At 63.0% G+C, this 16,743-nt stretch carries 14 protein-coding genes; 7 read left to right on the top strand and 7 right to left on the bottom strand.

Features of this window, described 5'->3' with window-relative positions; translation table 11 throughout:
- The first annotated feature begins 23 nt into the window (after positions 1–23).
- Positions 24–1,595, top strand: a complete 1,572-nt coding sequence (locus IG197_RS02170) for a GMC family oxidoreductase (protein WP_192316700.1) — start codon at positions 24–26, stop codon at positions 1,593–1,595.
- A gap of 119 nt (positions 1,596–1,714) precedes the next feature.
- Positions 1,715–3,069, top strand: a protein-coding gene (locus IG197_RS02165; RefSeq protein ID WP_371746502.1) for an IS3 family transposase whose coding sequence is annotated in 2 segments (ribosomal slippage) — positions 1,715–2,191 and positions 2,194–3,069 — 1,353 coding nt in all. Because the reading frame shifts where the segments join, the coding sequence is not laid out codon by codon here.
- A gap of 62 nt (positions 3,070–3,131) precedes the next feature.
- Here IG197_RS02165 and glnA read toward each other — a convergent pair.
- Positions 3,132–4,541: a type I glutamate--ammonia ligase gene (gene glnA, locus IG197_RS02160; protein ID WP_067962285.1), complete on the bottom strand. Its 1,410-nt coding sequence runs from the start codon at positions 4,539–4,541 to the stop codon at positions 3,132–3,134.
- A gap of 49 nt (positions 4,542–4,590) precedes the next feature.
- Positions 4,591–4,929, bottom strand: coding sequence for a P-II family nitrogen regulator (locus IG197_RS02155; protein ID WP_055976860.1), 339 nt, complete (start codon positions 4,927–4,929; stop codon positions 4,591–4,593).
- Between the two features lie 321 nt (positions 4,930–5,250).
- Here IG197_RS02155 and IG197_RS02150 point away from each other — a divergent pair, with 321 nt between their 5' ends.
- A complete protein-coding gene (locus IG197_RS02150; RefSeq protein WP_192316698.1) occupies positions 5,251–6,753 on the top strand; it encodes an NAD(P)H-hydrate dehydratase in 1,503 nt (500 codons plus the stop codon).
- A gap of 372 nt (positions 6,754–7,125) precedes the next feature.
- On the opposite strand, the gene IG197_RS02145 is transcribed toward IG197_RS02150, so the two are convergent.
- Positions 7,126–7,872: an SDR family NAD(P)-dependent oxidoreductase gene (locus IG197_RS02145; protein WP_067966585.1), complete on the bottom strand. Its 747-nt coding sequence runs from the start codon at positions 7,870–7,872 to the stop codon at positions 7,126–7,128.
- Between the two features lie 138 nt (positions 7,873–8,010).
- On the opposite strand from IG197_RS02145, the gene IG197_RS02140 reads away from it, so the two are divergent.
- Entirely contained in the window at positions 8,011–8,637 is a 627-nt protein-coding gene (locus IG197_RS02140; RefSeq protein WP_192319537.1) for a TetR/AcrR family transcriptional regulator, read from the top strand.
- A gap of 43 nt (positions 8,638–8,680) precedes the next feature.
- Here IG197_RS02140 and IG197_RS02135 read toward each other — a convergent pair whose 3' ends face one another.
- Positions 8,681–9,481, bottom strand: a complete 801-nt coding sequence (locus IG197_RS02135) for a DUF72 domain-containing protein (protein WP_246341035.1) — start codon at positions 9,479–9,481, stop codon at positions 8,681–8,683.
- A gap of 268 nt (positions 9,482–9,749) precedes the next feature.
- Here IG197_RS02135 and IG197_RS02130 point away from each other — a divergent pair, with 268 nt between their 5' ends.
- Positions 9,750–10,244: a hypothetical protein gene (locus tag IG197_RS02130; protein WP_192316696.1), complete on the top strand. Its 495-nt coding sequence runs from the start codon at positions 9,750–9,752 to the stop codon at positions 10,242–10,244.
- Positions 10,245–10,542: 298 nt separating this feature from the next.
- Positions 10,543–11,172 (top strand): MBL fold metallo-hydrolase, encoded by a 630-nt coding sequence (locus IG197_RS02125; protein ID WP_154387061.1) that lies wholly within the window; start codon positions 10,543–10,545, stop codon positions 11,170–11,172.
- A 71-nt stretch (positions 11,173–11,243) separates the two neighbouring features.
- Here the strand turns inward: IG197_RS02125 and uvrA are convergent, their stop codons facing one another.
- Complete coding sequence (uvrA, locus tag IG197_RS02120; protein WP_192316694.1) at positions 11,244–14,165, bottom strand: excinuclease ABC subunit UvrA; 2,922 nt, start codon at positions 14,163–14,165, stop codon at positions 11,244–11,246.
- Positions 14,166–15,017: 852 nt separating this feature from the next.
- On the opposite strand from uvrA, the gene IG197_RS02115 reads away from it, so the two are divergent.
- On the top strand, positions 15,018–15,728 hold the full coding sequence (locus tag IG197_RS02115; RefSeq protein ID WP_246765287.1) for an aspartate/glutamate racemase family protein: 711 nt from the start codon (positions 15,018–15,020) through the stop codon (positions 15,726–15,728).
- 183 nt (positions 15,729–15,911) lie between these two features.
- Here IG197_RS02115 and IG197_RS02110 read toward each other — a convergent pair whose 3' ends face one another.
- A complete protein-coding gene (locus IG197_RS02110) occupies positions 15,912–16,121 on the bottom strand; it encodes a hypothetical protein (protein WP_192316692.1) in 210 nt (69 codons plus the stop codon).
- Between the two features lie 336 nt (positions 16,122–16,457).
- Positions 16,458–16,652 (bottom strand): hypothetical protein, encoded by a 195-nt coding sequence (locus IG197_RS02105; protein WP_192316690.1) that lies wholly within the window; start codon positions 16,650–16,652, stop codon positions 16,458–16,460.
- Positions 16,653–16,743: the final 91 nt, after the last annotated feature.

Genomic DNA, 16,743 nt, shown 5'->3' with positions numbered 1-16,743 from the left:
TTCAGCATTCCCGGGAGGAAAACATGCCTGCACCATATGGTCTTAACGACGATAGCGTCGTCGTCATCATCGGCTCCGGCGCCGGTGGCGGCACGCTCGGCAACGAACTCGCCCAGAAGGGTATCGACGTCGTCATTCTCGAAGCCGGCCCGCGCATCGAATATGAGGACTTCATCAACGACGAATGGGATTCTTTCAGCCAGCTCGCCTGGCTCGACAACCGCACGACAGGCGGTGGCTGGCGCGTGCACAAGGATTTTCCCAACCTTCCGGCCTGGATCGTCAAGGCGGTCGGCGGCACCACCACGCACTGGGCCGGCGCCTCGCTGCGCTTCCAGGAGCATGAGTTCAAGACGCTGACCAACTACGGCAAGGTCGAAGGCGCAAACCTGCTCGACTGGCCGATCGCGCTCGCCGACCTGGACCCCTATTATGCCAAAGCCGAGGACAAGATGGGCGTCACCCGCACCAACGGCATCGAAGGACTGCCCGGCAACAACAACTTCAAGGTGTTCAAGGCCGGCGCCGACAAGCTCGGCTACAAGGAGTGCCACACCGGTCGCATGGCAATCAACTCCGCCGACCGCGATGGCCGCATGGGATGCCAGCAGACCGGCTTCTGTTTCCAGGGCTGCAAATGGGGCGCCAAGTGGTCGACGCTCTATACCGAAATCCCCAGGGGCGAGGCGACCGGCAAGCTGGAGGTCAGGCCCAACAGCCACGTGCTCAAGATCGAGCACGACGACAGCGGCAAGGTGACTTCGGTCGTCTATGCCGACAAGGACGGCAAGCTGCAGAGCCAGAAGGCGCGCATCGTCTGCGTCGCCGGCAATTCCATCGAAAGCCCACGGATCCTGCTCAACTCGGCATCGTCGAAATTCCCTGACGGCTTGGCCAACTCGTCAGGGCAGGTGGGCAAGAACTACATGCGCCACACCACCGGCTCGGTCTATGCGGTGTTCGACAAGCCGGTGCATTTTTGGCGGGGCACGACCATGGCCGGCATCGTCAGGGACGAGGCGAAGCACGATCCGTCACGCGGTTTCGTCGGTGGCTACGAGCTCGAGACGCTGGCGCTGGGCCTGCCGTTCATGGCGGCATTCCTCGATCCCGGCGGCTGGGGCCGTTCGTTCACCACCGCACTCGACCACTACGACAAGATGGCCGGCATGTGGATCGTCGGCGAGGACATGCCGCAGGAGCAAAATGCGGTGAAGTTGCATGGCGAGCTCAAGGACAAATACGGCATGCCGATCCCCGACGTCTGGTTCACCGACCATCCCAACGACGTTGCCATGCGCAACCATGCCTACAAGCAGGGCATGGCGATGTATGACGCGGTCGGCGCAACCAGAACCTTCCCGACGCCGCCTTATCCCTCGACCCACAATCTCGGCACCAACCGGATGAGCGAGAAGGCGTCCGACGGCGTGGTCAACAAATGGGGCCAGACGCACGACATCAAGAACCTGTTCGTCTCCGACGGTAGCCAGTTCACCACGGGTGCCGCCGAAAACCCGACGCTGACCATCGTGACCTTGGCGATCCGCCAGGCCGACTACATCGCCGAGCAGATGGGCGCCAAGAGTATCTGATCGTCTGGCGGCGCATCCTCCGCAGTCGCCGAACCTTGCCGGTGACTGCCTCGCCAAACAAAAAAGCCCCGCTCGTGAACTGACCCCCGAAAGTTGGACACAACCTTCGGGGGTTTTGCATGTCCAAACACAGTGCGCGTTTCAAGCGCTCGGTTGTCGATAGCTATTTGTGCGGGGATGAAAGCTACGCGAGTGCGGCGTCGAAGCGTGGAGTTGACGCGGCGACTGTCCGCAAGTGGGTGGCTTTGTACCAGGCGCATGGCTGGGCGGGACTGTCGGGCAAATACGATCATTACGACGCGACGTTCAAGCTGTCAGTGCTCGAGCGGATGTGGCGAGAAGGTCTGTCGTATCGCCAGACGGCGGCGTTGTTCAATATCCGCAATGCCAGTTGCCTGGCGGGCTGGGAGAAGCGCTATCATGCGGGTGGGATAGAGGCACTCGGCCCACGTCCCGGAGGACGCCCCATGTCGAAGCCGCCGGCCCCCGCAGTGCCTGTTGCACCCAGTGACGAAACCAAAAGCCGGGAAGAACTGCTGGCCGAACTGAAGCAACTGCGGATGGAGAACGCCTACCTAAAAAAACTGGAGGCCTTAACGCAGGGACACGCGCCCAAAAAGCACAAGCCGTCCAGGCGTTAAGGCCGTTGCATCCGCTTGAGGGCCTGCTCGATCTGGCGAAGCTGCCGCGCAGCACGTTCTATTACAGGCAAAAGGCGGCCTCGCGCCCGGACCGCCATGTGGCGCTGAAGGAGGCGATCAAGGCCATCTTCGACAGCCACAAGGGCCGCTACGGCTATCGCCGGGTGACTGCGCAACTGCGCCAGTTGGGTCAAGGCGTCAACCACAAGACCGTCCAGAGCCTGATGGCCGAGATGGGATTGAAGTCGCTGGTCAGGCCGAAGAAGTATCGTTCCTACAGGGGCGAGGTTGGGCGGACCACTCCCGATCTGTTGCAGCGCAAGTTCAGCGCCGACCGCGCCAACTGCAAATGGGTGACCGACGTGACGGAGTTCAGCGTGGCCGGCGACAAGCTCTACCTGTCTCCCATCATGGACCTCTACAATGGCGAGATCGTCGCCTTCGAGACGGCGCGCCGCTCGCGCTTCAAACTGGTGGACAATATGCTGACAAAAGCCTTCGCCCGGCTCAATGAGGACGAACGGCCGACCCTGCATTCCGATCAGGGATGGCAGTACCAGATGTCGGCATTCCAGCGCAGGCTGGAAACCAGAGGCCTTGCACAAAGCATGTCACGCAAAGGCAATTGCCTCGAAAACGCACCGATGGAGAGCTTCTTCGCCACGCTCAAGTCCGAGCTCTTCCACCCGGAAAGGTTCGAAACTGTCCAAAGCCTCGATAAGGCCATCGAGCGCTACATCGACTATTACAACCACCGCCGCATCAAACTGAAACTGAAAGGGCTGGCCCCTGTGCAATACAGGACCCAGCCCTTAAATCTACCAGCTCAATGAACCGTCCAACTTTACGGGGTCAGTTCATCGATCCGGGGCTTTTTCTCATTATTTTCCGATGATTACACCGAATAGTACATGTCGTATTCGACCGGGTGCGGGGTCATTTCGAAGCGCATGACCTCGGCCATCTTGAGCTCGATGAACGAGTCGATCTGGTCGTCGTCGAAGACGCCGCCGGCCTTCAGGAAGCCGCGGTCCTTGTCGAGGCTCTGGAGAGCTTCGCGCAGCGAGCCGCAGACGGTCGGGATCTTCTTCAGCTCCTTGGCCGGCAGGTCGTAAAGATCCTTGTCCATCGGCTGGCCGGGATGGATCTTGTTCTTGATGCCGTCGAGGCCGGCCATCAAGAGGGCAGCGAAAGCGAGGTAGGGGTTCGCGCCCGGGTCTGGGAAGCGGACTTCGACGCGCTTGGACTTCGGCGAATTGCCGAACGGAATGCGGCAGGAGGCCGAACGGTTACGCGCGGAATAGGCGAGCAGGACGGGGGCTTCATAGCCGGGGACCAGACGCTTGTAGGAGTTGGTCAGCGGGTTGGTGAAGGCATTGATCGCCTTGGCGTGCTTGATGACGCCGCCGATGAAATAGAGGCAGCTTTCCGACAGGCCGGCATATTCGTTGCCGGCGAAGGTCGGCTTGCCATTCTTCCAGATCGACAGGTGGACGTGCATGCCCGAGCCGTTGTCGCCGAAGATCGGCTTCGGCATGAAGGTTGCCGTCTTGCCATAGGCGTTGGCGACCTGGTGCACGACATACTTGTAGATCAGCATCTTGTCGGCGTTGCGGACCAGCGTGTCGAACTTGACGCCGAGTTCGTGCTGGGCGGCAGCGACTTCGTGGTGGTGCTTTTCGACGCGCACGCCCATCTCTGTCAGCACCGTCAGCATTTCCGAACGCATGTCCTGGCAGCTGTCGATCGGCGGGACCGGGAAGTAGCCGCCCTTGACGCGCGGACGGTGACCGAGGTTGCCGGTCTCGTAGTCGGTGTCGTCGTTGGACGGCAGTTCGGTCGAGTCGAGCTTGAAGCCGGTGTTGTAGGGATCGGCCTTGTACTTGACGTCGTCGAAGACGAAGAATTCGGCTTCCGGGCCGACATAGACGGTGTCGCCGATGCCTTCGGCCTTGAGGTAGGCCTCAGCCTTCTTGGCGATGCCGCGCGGGTCGCGGTTGTAGGCTTCGCCCGAAACCGGATCGAGAATGTCGCACAGGATGACCATGGTCGACTGGGCGAAGAACGGGTCCATATGGACCGTATCCAGGTCGGGCATCAGCACCATGTCGGACTCGTTGATGGCCTTCCAGCCGGCGATCGACGAGCCGTCGAACATGACGCCGTCGGCGAACATCTCTTCCTCGACCTCGGCGATGTCCATGGTGACGTGCTGGAGCTTGCCCTTTGGGTCGGTGAAGCGCAGGTCAACGAACTTAACGTCGTTGTCCTTGATCTGCTTCATTACGTCTTTGGCTGTCGTCATGTGGGGTTTTCCTGTCTTGATGACGTTGAAACGAGAATTCTATGCGAGGTCAGATGGCGTCGACGCCGGTCTCGCCGGTGCGGATGCGAACGACTTCCTCGATGTTGGAGACAAAGATCTTGCCGTCGCCGATGCGGCCGGTCTGGGCCGCCTTGCGGATCGCCTCGATGGCCGCCTCGACCGACTCGTCGCCGAGAACGACTTCGATCTTCACCTTGGGCAGGAAGTCGACGACATATTCGGCGCCGCGATAGAGTTCGGTGTGACCCTTCTGGCGGCCGAAACCCTTGGCTTCGGTGACCGTGATGCCCTGCAGCCCGGCTTCCTGGAGCGCTTCCTTCACTTCGTCGAGCTTGAACGGCTTGATGATCGCTTCGATTTTTTTCATGCGGATATGGCCTCCACTGCCGTAACTCAGGGGTGATGCACCCACTCGCGCAACTTCAAGCACGAAGCGTGCCAAGTCGAGTGGGTGCGGCAACTTTGTTCGGTTTGCCCAGGAGGCAGCCGAAGACGTGGGCGATTGGAGCCGATTTCCAGCGTCGGGTCGAGATGCGCACAAAAATTCATCGTTTTCGCAACGCTGGTGGTGCACAAAAATGCGGCAACATGCCTTCGATTTGTGCGTGGTTGAGTTGAGGCATGGCCGTTTGGGCCGAGTGGCTGCGGCGTGCTAACTCGGTAGCAGGATTCATCCGGGATGACTGCCATGGCATTTGAACTGCTGACCCCCAGCGAGATGGCTGAGGCCGACAGGCTGACGATCGCCGCCGGGCCCGTCGACGGCATCGGCCTGATGCGGCGGGCGGGCTGCAGCGTTGCCGATGTGGTGCTGCAGCGGTTTCCCGGTGCGAAGGCCGTCCATGTGCTGTGTGGGCCGGGCAATAATGGCGGCGACGGTTATGTCGCGGCGCGCCTGCTTGCCGAAAGCGGCGTTGCCGTCAGGCTCTTCGCGACCGCTGCGCCGCGCAGCGGCGGCGGCGATGCGGCGCTGGCTGCTGCCGAATGTTCGGTCAAGGTGGAGCCGTTGGCCGTTTTTGCTCCCCAGGCAGATGCCGTCGTCGTCGATGCGCTCTATGGCGCCGGGTTGTCCAGGCCGCTCGACGGCGAGATTGGTCAGGCGATCGAGCGAACGGCGGCGGCCGGAGTTCCGGTGGTTGCAGTCGATCTGCCCTCCGGCGTGTCGGGTGCTTCCGGCGAGATTCTGGGCAGCGCCTTCCGGGCGACGGTGACAGTGACCTTTGCCCGCAAGAAGCCGGGGCATTTGCTCTATCCCGGGCGTGCGCAGTGCGGCGAGGTGGTGGTTGCCGATATCGGTATTGCCGCGGCCATAGTTGGCGCTACGTCCGTGCGCTGCTTCGAAAACGATCCGGCATGGTGGCGGCGGCATTTTCCGTCGCCGGCGAACGACGCCCACAAGTATAGCCGCGGCCATGTCGGCGTTTTTTCCGGTGGTCCGTCGGCCACGGGTGCTGCGCGACTGTCGGCGATGGCGGCAGCACGGGCAGGGGCGGGTGCGGTGACGGTGTTGTCACCTGGAGCGGCACTGGCTGCCAATGCGGCGCACCTGACCTCAATCATCCTGAGGCGTTCCGATACGCTCCAAGATGCGCTGGCCTTCCTCGGCGCACGCAAGCCTGAGGTGCTGGTTTATGGCCCAGGCCTTGGCTCCGAGCCTGAAATCGGGCGTTTTGCGCTGGAGCTGATGTCTGTCGCCGAGGGCCGCTTCGCAGCACTTGTGCTCGATGCCGACGGCATCACCTCGCTTTCGCATCGCCGCGCCGCGTTCTTCGAGGCACGAAAACGCCCGAATGCGCCAGCGCTTGTGTTGACACCGCATCATGGCGAGTTCGGCCGACTGTTTCCCGGGATCGCCGCCGATGCGTCGCTGTCCAAGCTCGAGCGGGCGCGGGCGGCGGCGGCCAAGGCCAATGCCATCATCATATACAAGGGCCCCGACACGGTGATAGCTGTGCCCGACGGGCGTGCTGCGATCAATGCCAATGGCACGCCGCTGCTGGCGACCGCAGGGTCGGGTGACGTGCTGTCCGGCATCGTTGCCGCCCTTCTGGCGCAACGGGTGCCGGCTTTCGAGGCGGCCTGCGCCGCCGTCTGGATTCACGCCGAGGCGGCACGGCGTTTCGGGCCCGGCCTGATCGCTGAGGACCTGCCGCTGGCATTGCGGGAGGTGGTGGCGGCGTTGAGCGGGTGAGGGCGCGCGCTTTCTCCGCGTCGGGCGTGGGCAATCGGGCCGGACCATCCACGCGGATTGGGTGACGGATGGTGACAACGGACTTGGTCAGTTTGGCAGGTGTCGTGCGAAGCAATCCTTTGCTTCGCGTTCCTTCCCACCTCTGGCCTGCCGGCCATCTCCCCTGCAAGGGTGGAGATCAGTCGCGTCGCCGGCGGCGCCCATGCTGTGATGTCCCAATGTGCAACCATGGCGATTGACTGCGAGGTCAATGACGGCCTGATATCCCCTTTTGCGTGGGAGATGGCCGGCAGGCCAGAGGGGGTGGGAAGGATCGCGACAAAGGTGAAATGCGCTCAACGCTCCGTAGGCAGGGTGGTGGAGAGGACGTGATCAGGCGTTGGTGCCGCCGTCGATCGTCAGCGCTGCACCCGTGACGAAGCGGGATTGCGGGCCGGCCAGCCAGGTTACAAGGCCGGCGATGTCGTCGGGCAAGCCGAATTGCGGGATTGCCATCAGGCTGCGCTGGTAGTCGGCGACGTCGCCCTCGGCGGGGTTCATGTCGGTTTCGGTCGAGCCGGGATGGACGACATTGACGGTGATGCCGCGCGGGCCGAGGTCGCGCGCGAGGCCCTTGGTCAGGCCGACAAGCGCTGCCTTGCTGGCCGAATAGAGCGCGATGCCCTCGAAGGGAACACGGTCAGCCAGGTTGCTGCCGATCGAGATGATCCGGCCGCCGTCATGCATGACGCCGGCCGCTGCCTTCGAGGCGATGAAGGGGGCGCGGAAATTGACCGACATCACTTCGTCGAGCTGTTCCAGCGAAACCGTGTCGATGGGGCCGTGGTGCCAGATGCCGGCGCTGTTGACCAGGATGTCGAGACGGCCGAACGCCGCGATGGTGGCAGTCACCGCCGCTTCGACGGCTGCGGCATCGGCATTGTCGGCCTGGATCGCCAGGCCACGCCGCCCAAGGGCTTCGACCTGCCCGACGACGGCCTCGGCCTTTTCCGCAGAGCGGACATAAGTCAGGGCGACGTCGGCGCCTGATGTGGCGAGCTGGACGGCAATGGCAGCACCGATGCCACGGCTGCCGCCGGTCACCAGGGCGACCTTGCCGGCCAGTTCCAGACCGGACAGTTTGAGCCCGGAGTGTTGTTTCGTATCGCTGAGGGAGGACATGATTTATCTTTCTGTATTGAACGATACAAAATAGATGGCAGCCTTGCGCAAGGGCGTCAAGAACATTATGTATCGTTCATAACAGAAAGGTTTGAGATGTCTCAGAAGGGTCGTCCACGCAGCTTCGACCGCGATGCAGCGTTGCGGCAGGCAATGCGCGTGTTCTGGAAAAAGGGCTATGACGGGGCGTCGCTGGCGGAGCTGACGACGGCAATGGGCATCAATTCGCCCAGCCTTTACGCGGCTTTCGGCAGCAAGGAAGCGTTGTTTCGCGAGGCTGTCGATCTCTATGGGGCTACCGAAGGTGTCGATATCTGGGGCGCCTTCGAACGCCCCGGCAGTGCCAGGGAGGCGATCAGCGATTTTCTGCGTGCGTCGGCGCGGGCGTTCAGCGAACCTGGCGATCCCAGGGGGTGCCTTATCGTGCTGGGCGCACTCAATGTCAGCGAAACCAATGCCGAGGTGTTCCGCGATCTCAGCGAACGCCGCATGTCGAGCGCGCGCGACTTGGCCGGCCGCCTGAAACAGGCCGTGGCTGCGGGCGAACTGCCCGAGTCCGCCGATTGTGACGCGATTTCGGCGTTTTACCTTGCCGTGCAGCAAGGCATGTCGGTGCAGGCCCGCGATGGCGCCTCACGTGCGGCGCTGCTGGCCATTGCCGATGGGGCGATGGCCGCCTGGGATGCGCTGACGGCCGGTTCCGGACGCAACGCCGGAGCTTGATCAAAGCCTTTCTGGAAAACTGCGGCGGCTCTCCTGGAGTGCGCTAGCCGTTGATCCTGTTCATGAACGCCATGGCGCCGAAGGGCGCGCGGACCTTGCCCTCGGTGATGAAGTAGACGAACACGTCGCGCGGCTTGACCGGCGCCTCAGTGCCGGGATCTGCGCGGGGCAAGTCGGCAGGTGTGCCGCCGTCAGCCCAGACCTTGGCGCGTTCGGCCCATACATCAAGTGCCTCCGACGTGTAGCAATCGTGATTGTCGTCGCTGCCGGTCTGCAGCCGCGCATAGACAAAATCGCCGGTGATGTCGGCAATTGCCGGATATTTGGCGTGGTCGGCATACACGATGGCGACGTCATGCTTCCGGGCCAGCGCGGCGAACTCGGGCACGATGAAGGAATCATGGCGCACCTCGACCGCATGGCGCAGTTTCACGCCATCCTGCTTTTCAGGCAAAAGCTTGAGGAAGGCGCCGAAGTCGGCTTCGTCGAATTTCTTGGTCGGCGCAAACTGCCACAGGATCGGGCCGAGCTTGTCGCCAAGTGCGGCAACGCCGGAGCCGAGAAACCGCGTCATCGATTCGCCAGCCTCACCAAGTACGCGGCGGTTGGTGACGAAGCGGTTGCCCTTGAGCGCGTAGACGAAACCATCAGGGGCCTCGCTGGCCCATTTCAGGAAGGTCGGTTCCTTGAAGGATGAATAATAGGTACCGTTGACCTCGATCGTCGGCACGTGGCTGCTGGCGAATTGCAGCTGCTTGGCTTTGGACAACTTTTCCGGGTAGAACGTGCCCTCCCAGGGCTCAAACGTCCAGCCGCCCATGCCTGCCCGGATGTTTCCAGTCATCGATCTATCCCTTCTCAGTCGCTGCGGTCTCTTCTAGCGGAAGGCAGAGGAGCGTCAAAGCCGCGAACGATGTCTTGGGCAAGCATCCTGACAGCAACTTGCGCGAAGGCCGAGGCCGGCAGGCAATATATCGCGCGGAGCCGGTGTGAGATTTACTGTCTGTTGGAGGGTAGCCGGCTAGCGAAGCTCATACAAACACAAACATGTCTGAGCCTTCATGTCGACGATTCCAGGGACGCGGGCGGCTTCGCCCTACGGGGTGGTGCGGATGGGCATGATCGCCCTGGCCGGGGCAACCATCGTGTCGCTGATAGCCTACGATTTCGCGGTCAACGACCGTGACCTGCTGGCCAAGGACCGTGTCGACTGGACGATGTTCGGGCTGATCAGGCCATTCGTCGCCCTGATCTCTGCCTGCCTGCTGGTCGCGGCGCTGTATCAGCCTGATCATGCGCGATCGCCTTTGGATGACGGCCAGGCGCCGCTGCTGCTCGGTGCATCCTACCTGATGGCCGGTGCACTGCTGGCAGCGGCGATTGCGGTTGCCGCGGTGCCGACGGTTCTCAACGAGACGGTGCGGGAAGGGCAGGTGCTGAGCATCCTGACCGAGGTGGTTTTCATCGGCGCATTGGTTGCGCTCGGGGCCGCAGCCTGGCGCGACCGCCGCAACCGCGCCAGGGTGCTGGGGCGCATGACCTTTTCCACGCCCAGGCCGCCTTCTCGGCCTCGGCCAGGACGGCATCGAAGCTGCGGTCGTTCTTGAGTCATCGCTCCCTCCTAGGTCGAAAAGATGGCGACCAACAGGCGTATGGTAGATGGCTGAGCCCTGGCCTTAGAACACAGCAAAAACCGATTGCAAAACAAGATCGGTCAATTTATCTTCGAACCGGTTGCATAATGCAATCGGAATGATGGGGTGGGAGTGGCATGGCCGCGTTCGCGATGAGGAGGGCCGCGTCGACCACGCGGCGTTTCAGCCAAGCCATGCGTCCGCGCGCGACATCATTGGGGGGCATGCACGACCTGAACGGCTGCCTGGAACATGTCGAAGGAGAAGAAGGATGACCGCCCACGCCTCGATCACCATCACGCCAATCCTCGTTGCCGAGTTGAGCGTCGAGGGCGAGTGGATGCCAGTCTATGTACATGTCATCGACCATCCCGAAGCGCGCATTCTGGTCGACACCGGCATGACGGACCTGCACCCGACCTTGGTGGCGGCCTTCAATCCCCGTCTCCATCCGTTGGACAAGCAGGACTTCGACACCGCCGGCATCGATATCGTCGTCAATACACACCTGCACGCCGACCATTGCGGCGGAAACCACCTCTTCGCCGGCAAGCCGATCTATGTCCAGCGTCGCGAGCTCGACGACGCGCGTAGCGACGAGAACGAATACCCAATGCGCGAGTGGGTCGACGCGCCCGGCGTGCAGTATGTACAGATCGACGGCGAATTCGAGCTGCTTGCCGGGCTCCGGCTCGTCCCGGCGCCGGGCCACACAGCCGGCATGCAGGTCGTCGTCATTGAGACTGGTGGGCGCCCGATCGTCGTTGGCGGCGACGTAGCGGTCTGGTTCGGCGAGCTGGATGAGCCGTACAGCGAAGGTCAGTTGCGGGTGCTCGCGCTCGATCCCGAACTGGTTTGGCTCACGCACGAACACGAGCCGTGGCGCCCACGCATCGCATAGACCCTCCGGCATCCTGCTGCCGGGCTGCGTCAACTTGACTGAGCAAGCGCCTCCCTGGCGCCTGCCAATCGCTACTCCGCCGCCTCCTGCTTGCCGCGCGGGCGGCGTTCCAGCAGTTCCTTTAGGAACTGGCCGGTGTAGCTGCGCGGTTCGGCGACGATGTCTTCGGGCCGGCCGGAGGCGACGAGTTCGCCGCCGCCGTCGCCGCCTTCGGGGCCGAGATCGAGCACCCAGTCGGCGGTCTTGATCACCTCGAGGTTGTGCTCGATGACGATCACCGTGTTGCCCTGGTCGACGAGCTCGTGCAGCACCTCGAGCAGCTTGGCGACATCGTGGAAGTGCAGGCCGGTGGTCGGTTCGTCCAGGATGTAGAGCGTTTTGCCGGTTGCCTTGCGCGACAGCTCCTTGGCCAGTTTGATGCGCTGGGCTTCGCCGCCGGACAGCGTGTTGGCCTGCTGGCCGATGTGGATGTAGCCGAGGCCGACCTGGTTGAGCGTCATCAGCTTGTCACGCACCACGGGAACGGCAGCGAAGAATTCGACACCTTCCTCGACCGTCATGTCGAGCACGTCGGCGATCGACTTGCCCTTGAACAACACGTCGAGCGTTTCGCGATTGTAGCGCTTGCCGTGGCAGACGTCGCAGGTGACATAGACGTCGGGCAGGAAGTGCATCTCGATCTTGATGACGCCGTCGCCCTGGCAGGCTTCGCAGCGGCCACCCTTGACGTTGAACGAAAAGCGGCCGGGCTGGTATCCGCGCGCCTTGGCTTCCGGCAGGCCGGCGAACCAGTCGCGGATCGGCGTGAAGGCTCCGGTGTAGGTGGCCGGGTTGGAGCGTGGCGTGCGGCCGATGGGCGACTGGTCGATGTCGATGACCTTGTCGAGGAATTCGAGGCCCTCGATGCGGTCGTGCTCGGCTGGGTGCTCGCGCGAGCCCATGATGCGGCGCGACGCTGCCTTGAACAGGGTCTCGATCAGGAAGGTCGACTTGCCGCCGCCCGACACGCCGGTCACGGCGGTGAAGGTGCCCAGCGGGATCTCGGCGCTGACATTCTTGAGATTGTTGCCACGCGCGCCGACGACCTTGATGCGTTTGTTTTTCTTCAATTCGCGGCGCTGGGCCGGAACCGCGATCTCGAGTTCGCCCGACAGATACTTGCCGGTGATCGAGTTGGGGTTGGCCATGACCTGCTGCGGCGTGCCTTCGGCGATGATCTGGCCACCATGGATGCCGGCGGCCGGGCCCATGTCGACGACATAGTCGGCGGTCAGCACCGCGTCCTCGTCATGCTCGACGACGATGACGGTGTTGCCGATGTCCCTGAGGTGACGCAGCGTGTCGAGCAGGCGGGCATTGTCGCGCTGGTGCAGGCCGATGGACGGCTCGTCGAGCACGTAGAGCACGCCGGTCAGCCCCGAGCCGATCTGCGAGGCCAGCCTGATGCGCTGGCTTTCGCCGCCCGACAGCGTGCCGGAATTGCGCGACAGCGTCAGATATTCGAGGCCGACGTCGTTGAGGAAGCGCAGGCGTTCACGGATTTCCTTGAGCACGCGGACGGCGATCTCGTTCTGCTTGTCGTTGAGCAGGGCCGGCAATTCCTCGAACCAGGCATTGGCCTTGCGGATCGACTGCTCGGTGACTTCGCCGATGTGCTTGCCGCCGACCTTGACCGCCAATGCTTCCGGCTTGAGGCGGTAGCCGGCGCAGGTCGGGCAGGGCGTGGCCGACATGAAGCGCTCGATCTCCTCGCGCATCCAGGCGGATTCGGTTTCCTTCCAGCGGCGCTCGAGATTGGGGATCACGCCCTCGAAGGTCTTGGTCGTCTTGTAGGAGCGCAGGCCGTCGTCATAATTGAAGGTGATTTCCTTCGAGCCCGTGCCGCGCAGGATGGCCTCCTGTGCCTCAGTCGAAAGGTCGCGCCAACGGTCGCCGATCTTGAAGCCATAGACCTTGCCGAGCGCTTCCAGTGTCTGGGTGTAGTAGGGCGAGGTCGACTTGGCCCAGGGCGCAACCGCACCCTCGCGCAGTGAAACATGCTCTTCCGGCACGACGAGTGCCGGGTCGATAGCGCGCTGGTTGCCGAGGCCGTCGCAGGCCGGGCAGGCGCCGAACGGGTTGTTGAAGGAGAACAGGCGCGGCTCGATCTCCGGGATGGTGAAGCCCGAGACCGGACAGGCGAATTTCTCCGAGAACAGAATGCGTTCGTGGGTTTCGTTGGCGGACTTGTTGATAGCGTCCGCGCCGGTCTGGCTGGCATCGAGCGGCTTGTCGGCGAACTCGGCCACGGCGAGGCCCTCGGCCAGCTTGAGCGCGGTTTCGATCGAGTCGGCCAGACGCGTGGCGAGGTCGGGGCGGACGACGATGCGGTCGACGACGACATCGATGTCGTGCTTGTACTTCTTGTCGAGAACGGGCGCTTCGGCGATCTCGTAGAAGGCGCCGTCGATCTTGACGCGCTGGAAACCCTTCTTCTGGAGCTCGGCGAGCTCCTTCTTGTACTCACCCTTGCGGCCGCGGACGATGGGCGCCAGGATGAACAGGCGGGTGCCTTCGTCGACCGCCAGCACGCGGTCGACCATCTGGCTGACCGTCTGGCTCTCGATTGGCAGGCCGGTCGCCGGCGAATAGGGCACGCCGACGCGCGCGAACAGCAGGCGCATGTAGTCATAGATCTCGGTGACGGTACCGACCGTCGAGCGCGGGTTCTTCGAGGTCGTCTTCTGCTCGATCGAGATCGCCGGCGACAGGCCGTCGATCTGGTCGACGTCAGGCTTCTGCATCATCTCGAGGAACTGGCGGGCATAGGCCGACAGGCTCTCGACATAACGGCGCTGGCCCTCGGCATAGATGGTGTCGAAGGCGAGCGAGGATTTGCCCGAGCCGGACAGGCCGGTCATGACAATCAGCTTGTCGCGCGGCAGGTCGAGATCGACGTTCTTGAGATTGTGTTCGCGCGCACCGCGAATGGAAATGTACTTGTGATCGGCCATTGCCGCGCCGCCGCCTCAAATCTGGAATTGCTTGGAGTGGCGGGCGAGCCCAACCATCCCCTCATGTAGGTAATTTCGCCGCCCGGTCGAGAGGTGCGGCAACCAAATGCGTTTAAGCGCCTTTGGCGCGCAGGGGCAAGTGGAAAGAACAAAGGCCGAACGCGCTCCTGACAACGTTATGGCAGGAGCGTTACGCGAATCCGGGGCTGCGAAACCGGCCTTCGATCACATTTTTCCCGACTAACAATGTTGTGGTTGACGTGAGGGAATCAGGGATGCAGAGTGCCTGTGTCGCCTGAGGCCGAGCCTCCTTGAGGGCTCCTCACCATGCTACGGTCGGTCTGCGAGACGCCGCAGACACGCGAGTTGAGCAGCGGGCGAACACATGGCGCAACTGACGTAGGAGCAGAGCATGACTCCACCGGACAGTCCCAAAGGGTTCCGCTAACAGGACGGAACCACAGCAGGCGCAGGTGCCTGGCTTTCCCTAGCGAAAAGCCTCACGCAAACCCCGACCTGTTGTTCCCCCAGACAATTTGAAACCATGGTCGGATCGTTGGCTGTGAGCCACGAAGCATCCGAGAGAGCAAAGCCGGTAAACCATTCCCGGCAGGCAAGGGTATAACCCGACAACAGGCCCCGTGCGCTCCTGGTAGCGGCGGGGCCAACTTTTTTGGGCCCGCCTGTCCCTGGGCTGCGCCTGTCCCTGGTCTGTTTGTCGCTGCCGATTCCGGGCTCGATTTTCCAAAGCATGCGAGGTGCTGAAACTCCGCTTGTACAACCCTTGCACAATCGCCTGATCGTTCCGACCTAGCATTGAGGCCGCCAGCACGGCCGAGCGGGGGAACAATCGTGACTGTTGACCGGACCAGGCTGATCGGACTTTTGGGCGGGATGAGCTGGGAGTCCAGCGCGCTCTATTACCGGCTGATAAATCAGGCGGCACATGCCAGGATGGGCGGGCATCACAATGCGCGCTCGCTGATGTTCACGCTCGATTTCGACGAACTCAATCGGCTGGCAGCCGAAGGCGACTGGATGCGGGTTGCAGCGGTGATCTCGGAGGCGGCGCGCAGCCTTGAAAAGGCGGGAGCCGCCTTCGCCATGCTGACAGCGGTGACGCCGCACACGGTTGCCGATCAGGTGGCCGGCGCGATCGGCATTCCGCTGCTGCACATCGCCGACCCAACCGGCGAAGCGATCCGTGCCGCCGGCATCAAGCGCGTCGGGCTGCTCGGAACGCGCTACACGATGGAACTCGGGTTCTTCGCCGAGCGGCTGCAGCAGCGTTTTGGCATCGAGGTGATCGTGCCATCGGAGGAACAGCGCACGGCACTGCATCGCATCATCATCGACGAACTGACGCTCGGCTTGGTGAAGCCGGTGTCGGCCGCGGTGCTGCAGCAACTGGCCGGCGATCTCGGCGCGCGCGGGGCAGAAGCCGCCGTCGTCGCCTGCACCGAACTGCCGCTGCTGCTCGGTATGGATGCCTATCCGATGCCGGCATTCGACGTGGTCAAGCTGCATGCCGAGGCGGCGGTGGAGCTGGCACTGGCGGGGTGAGGGAGCGTCTGGGCGCTTGGCAACCGACAGCGAGGAGTGGTCGGAGGCGATCTGCCAGGCGTGGTACGGCAATGTGCTGTGGGAGGCATTCCTGGCGGGCAGCAGGAGTATTAGGCGAGCGCCGCAGCGCACCGCCATGCCTGCTGGGCAGGGCGTGGAGTTCCGACTGTACCGCCGCTGCTGTTACGATCCGGCCGCGATAAGGGCCATCACCTCGTCGGGCGTCTCCATGACCTGCCAGGGGTAGGGCCTGTCGCCGCCGGAGCGGACCTGCACCACTGCCTTGCCGGTGTTCGGACTGCTCGTGCCGGCGGCCACGCCGACGATGTCGGCGATGCGGATGTAGGATGTTGCCCCCGAGGGCGAAATCGCCGTGACCTTGATGAAACCCATGCCCTGCCTCTCTCCGTTTTCCGCTGCAAATAAGAGCAGGCGGGCGCGGCGGCGGCAAGCCGGAGGTGCGCGATCACGGCACGCCGAGCTTTGCCTTGAACAGCGCGGGTTGCTGCGTTGGCCTCAAGCCGATGCCTGTTCGCGGATCAGTCCGCCTTGGGAGAAGCGTCCAACTGAGCGTAACCCCAGTCGATAACCGGCCTGCCGGCGCGCAGAACATCGGTGACGACTGCGACGATGCTTGTTGTCAGGCCGCCGGACGCAATCGCCGGGTCGGCTTAGCGCGAAATGGGGATTGTGGCCTCCCCGATTTCAGTAATGCGCATCGCGCGCTCGTCAGGACGGAGCAGCGATACCGAGGATGACGGCGATCAGCATCAGGAGCGGGCCCATCCACTTGAACTGGCGTACGAGGTTGGCGAGCCAGGGCTGGTTGGGAGACGTCGTCAGATCGATATAACCGAAGCCGACGGCCGTCATCCAGGCGCCGGCGCAGAGCATGATGAACTCGTCGATATAGGCGGCAATCAACGGATCCTCCCCGAAGCGTGAGTCGTTGCCGAGTTCAGTTGTCGTGGACCGTGTCTGGCACTGCAAGACAAGGGCGGTCGGTCTCCTGACA

The sequence above is a fragment of the Aminobacter sp. SR38 genome, assembly GCF_014843375.1.
Classification (GTDB): Bacteria; Pseudomonadota; Alphaproteobacteria; order Rhizobiales; family Rhizobiaceae; genus Aminobacter; species Aminobacter ciceronei.
Note: the sequence above shows the minus strand (reverse complement) of the source record. Positions and strands in the feature narration are given on the sequence as shown.

Bases quoted from the DNA above. Each gene is read 5' to 3' on its own strand.
- IG197_RS02170 (WP_192316700.1), top strand. From the start codon at position 24: ATGCCTGCACCATATGGTCTTAACGACGATAGCGTCGTCGTCATCATC.
- glnA (WP_067962285.1), bottom strand. From the start codon at position 4,541: ATGACGACAGCCAAAGACGTAATGAAGCAGATCAAGGACAACGACGTT.
- IG197_RS02155 (WP_055976860.1), bottom strand. From the start codon at position 4,929: ATGAAAAAAATCGAAGCGATCATCAAGCCGTTCAAGCTCGACGAAGTG.
- IG197_RS02150 (WP_192316698.1), top strand. From the start codon at position 5,251: ATGGCATTTGAACTGCTGACCCCCAGCGAGATGGCTGAGGCCGACAGG.
- IG197_RS02140 (WP_192319537.1), top strand. From the start codon at position 8,011: ATGTCTCAGAAGGGTCGTCCACGCAGCTTCGACCGCGATGCAGCGTTG.
- IG197_RS02135 (WP_246341035.1), bottom strand. From the start codon at position 9,481: ATGACTGGAAACATCCGGGCAGGCATGGGCGGCTGGACGTTTGAGCCC.
- IG197_RS02130 (WP_192316696.1), top strand. From the start codon at position 9,750: ATGGGCATGATCGCCCTGGCCGGGGCAACCATCGTGTCGCTGATAGCC.
- IG197_RS02125 (WP_154387061.1), top strand. From the start codon at position 10,543: ATGACCGCCCACGCCTCGATCACCATCACGCCAATCCTCGTTGCCGAG.
- uvrA (WP_192316694.1), bottom strand. From the start codon at position 14,165: ATGGCCGATCACAAGTACATTTCCATTCGCGGTGCGCGCGAACACAAT.
- IG197_RS02110 (WP_192316692.1), bottom strand. From the start codon at position 16,121: ATGGGTTTCATCAAGGTCACGGCGATTTCGCCCTCGGGGGCAACATCC.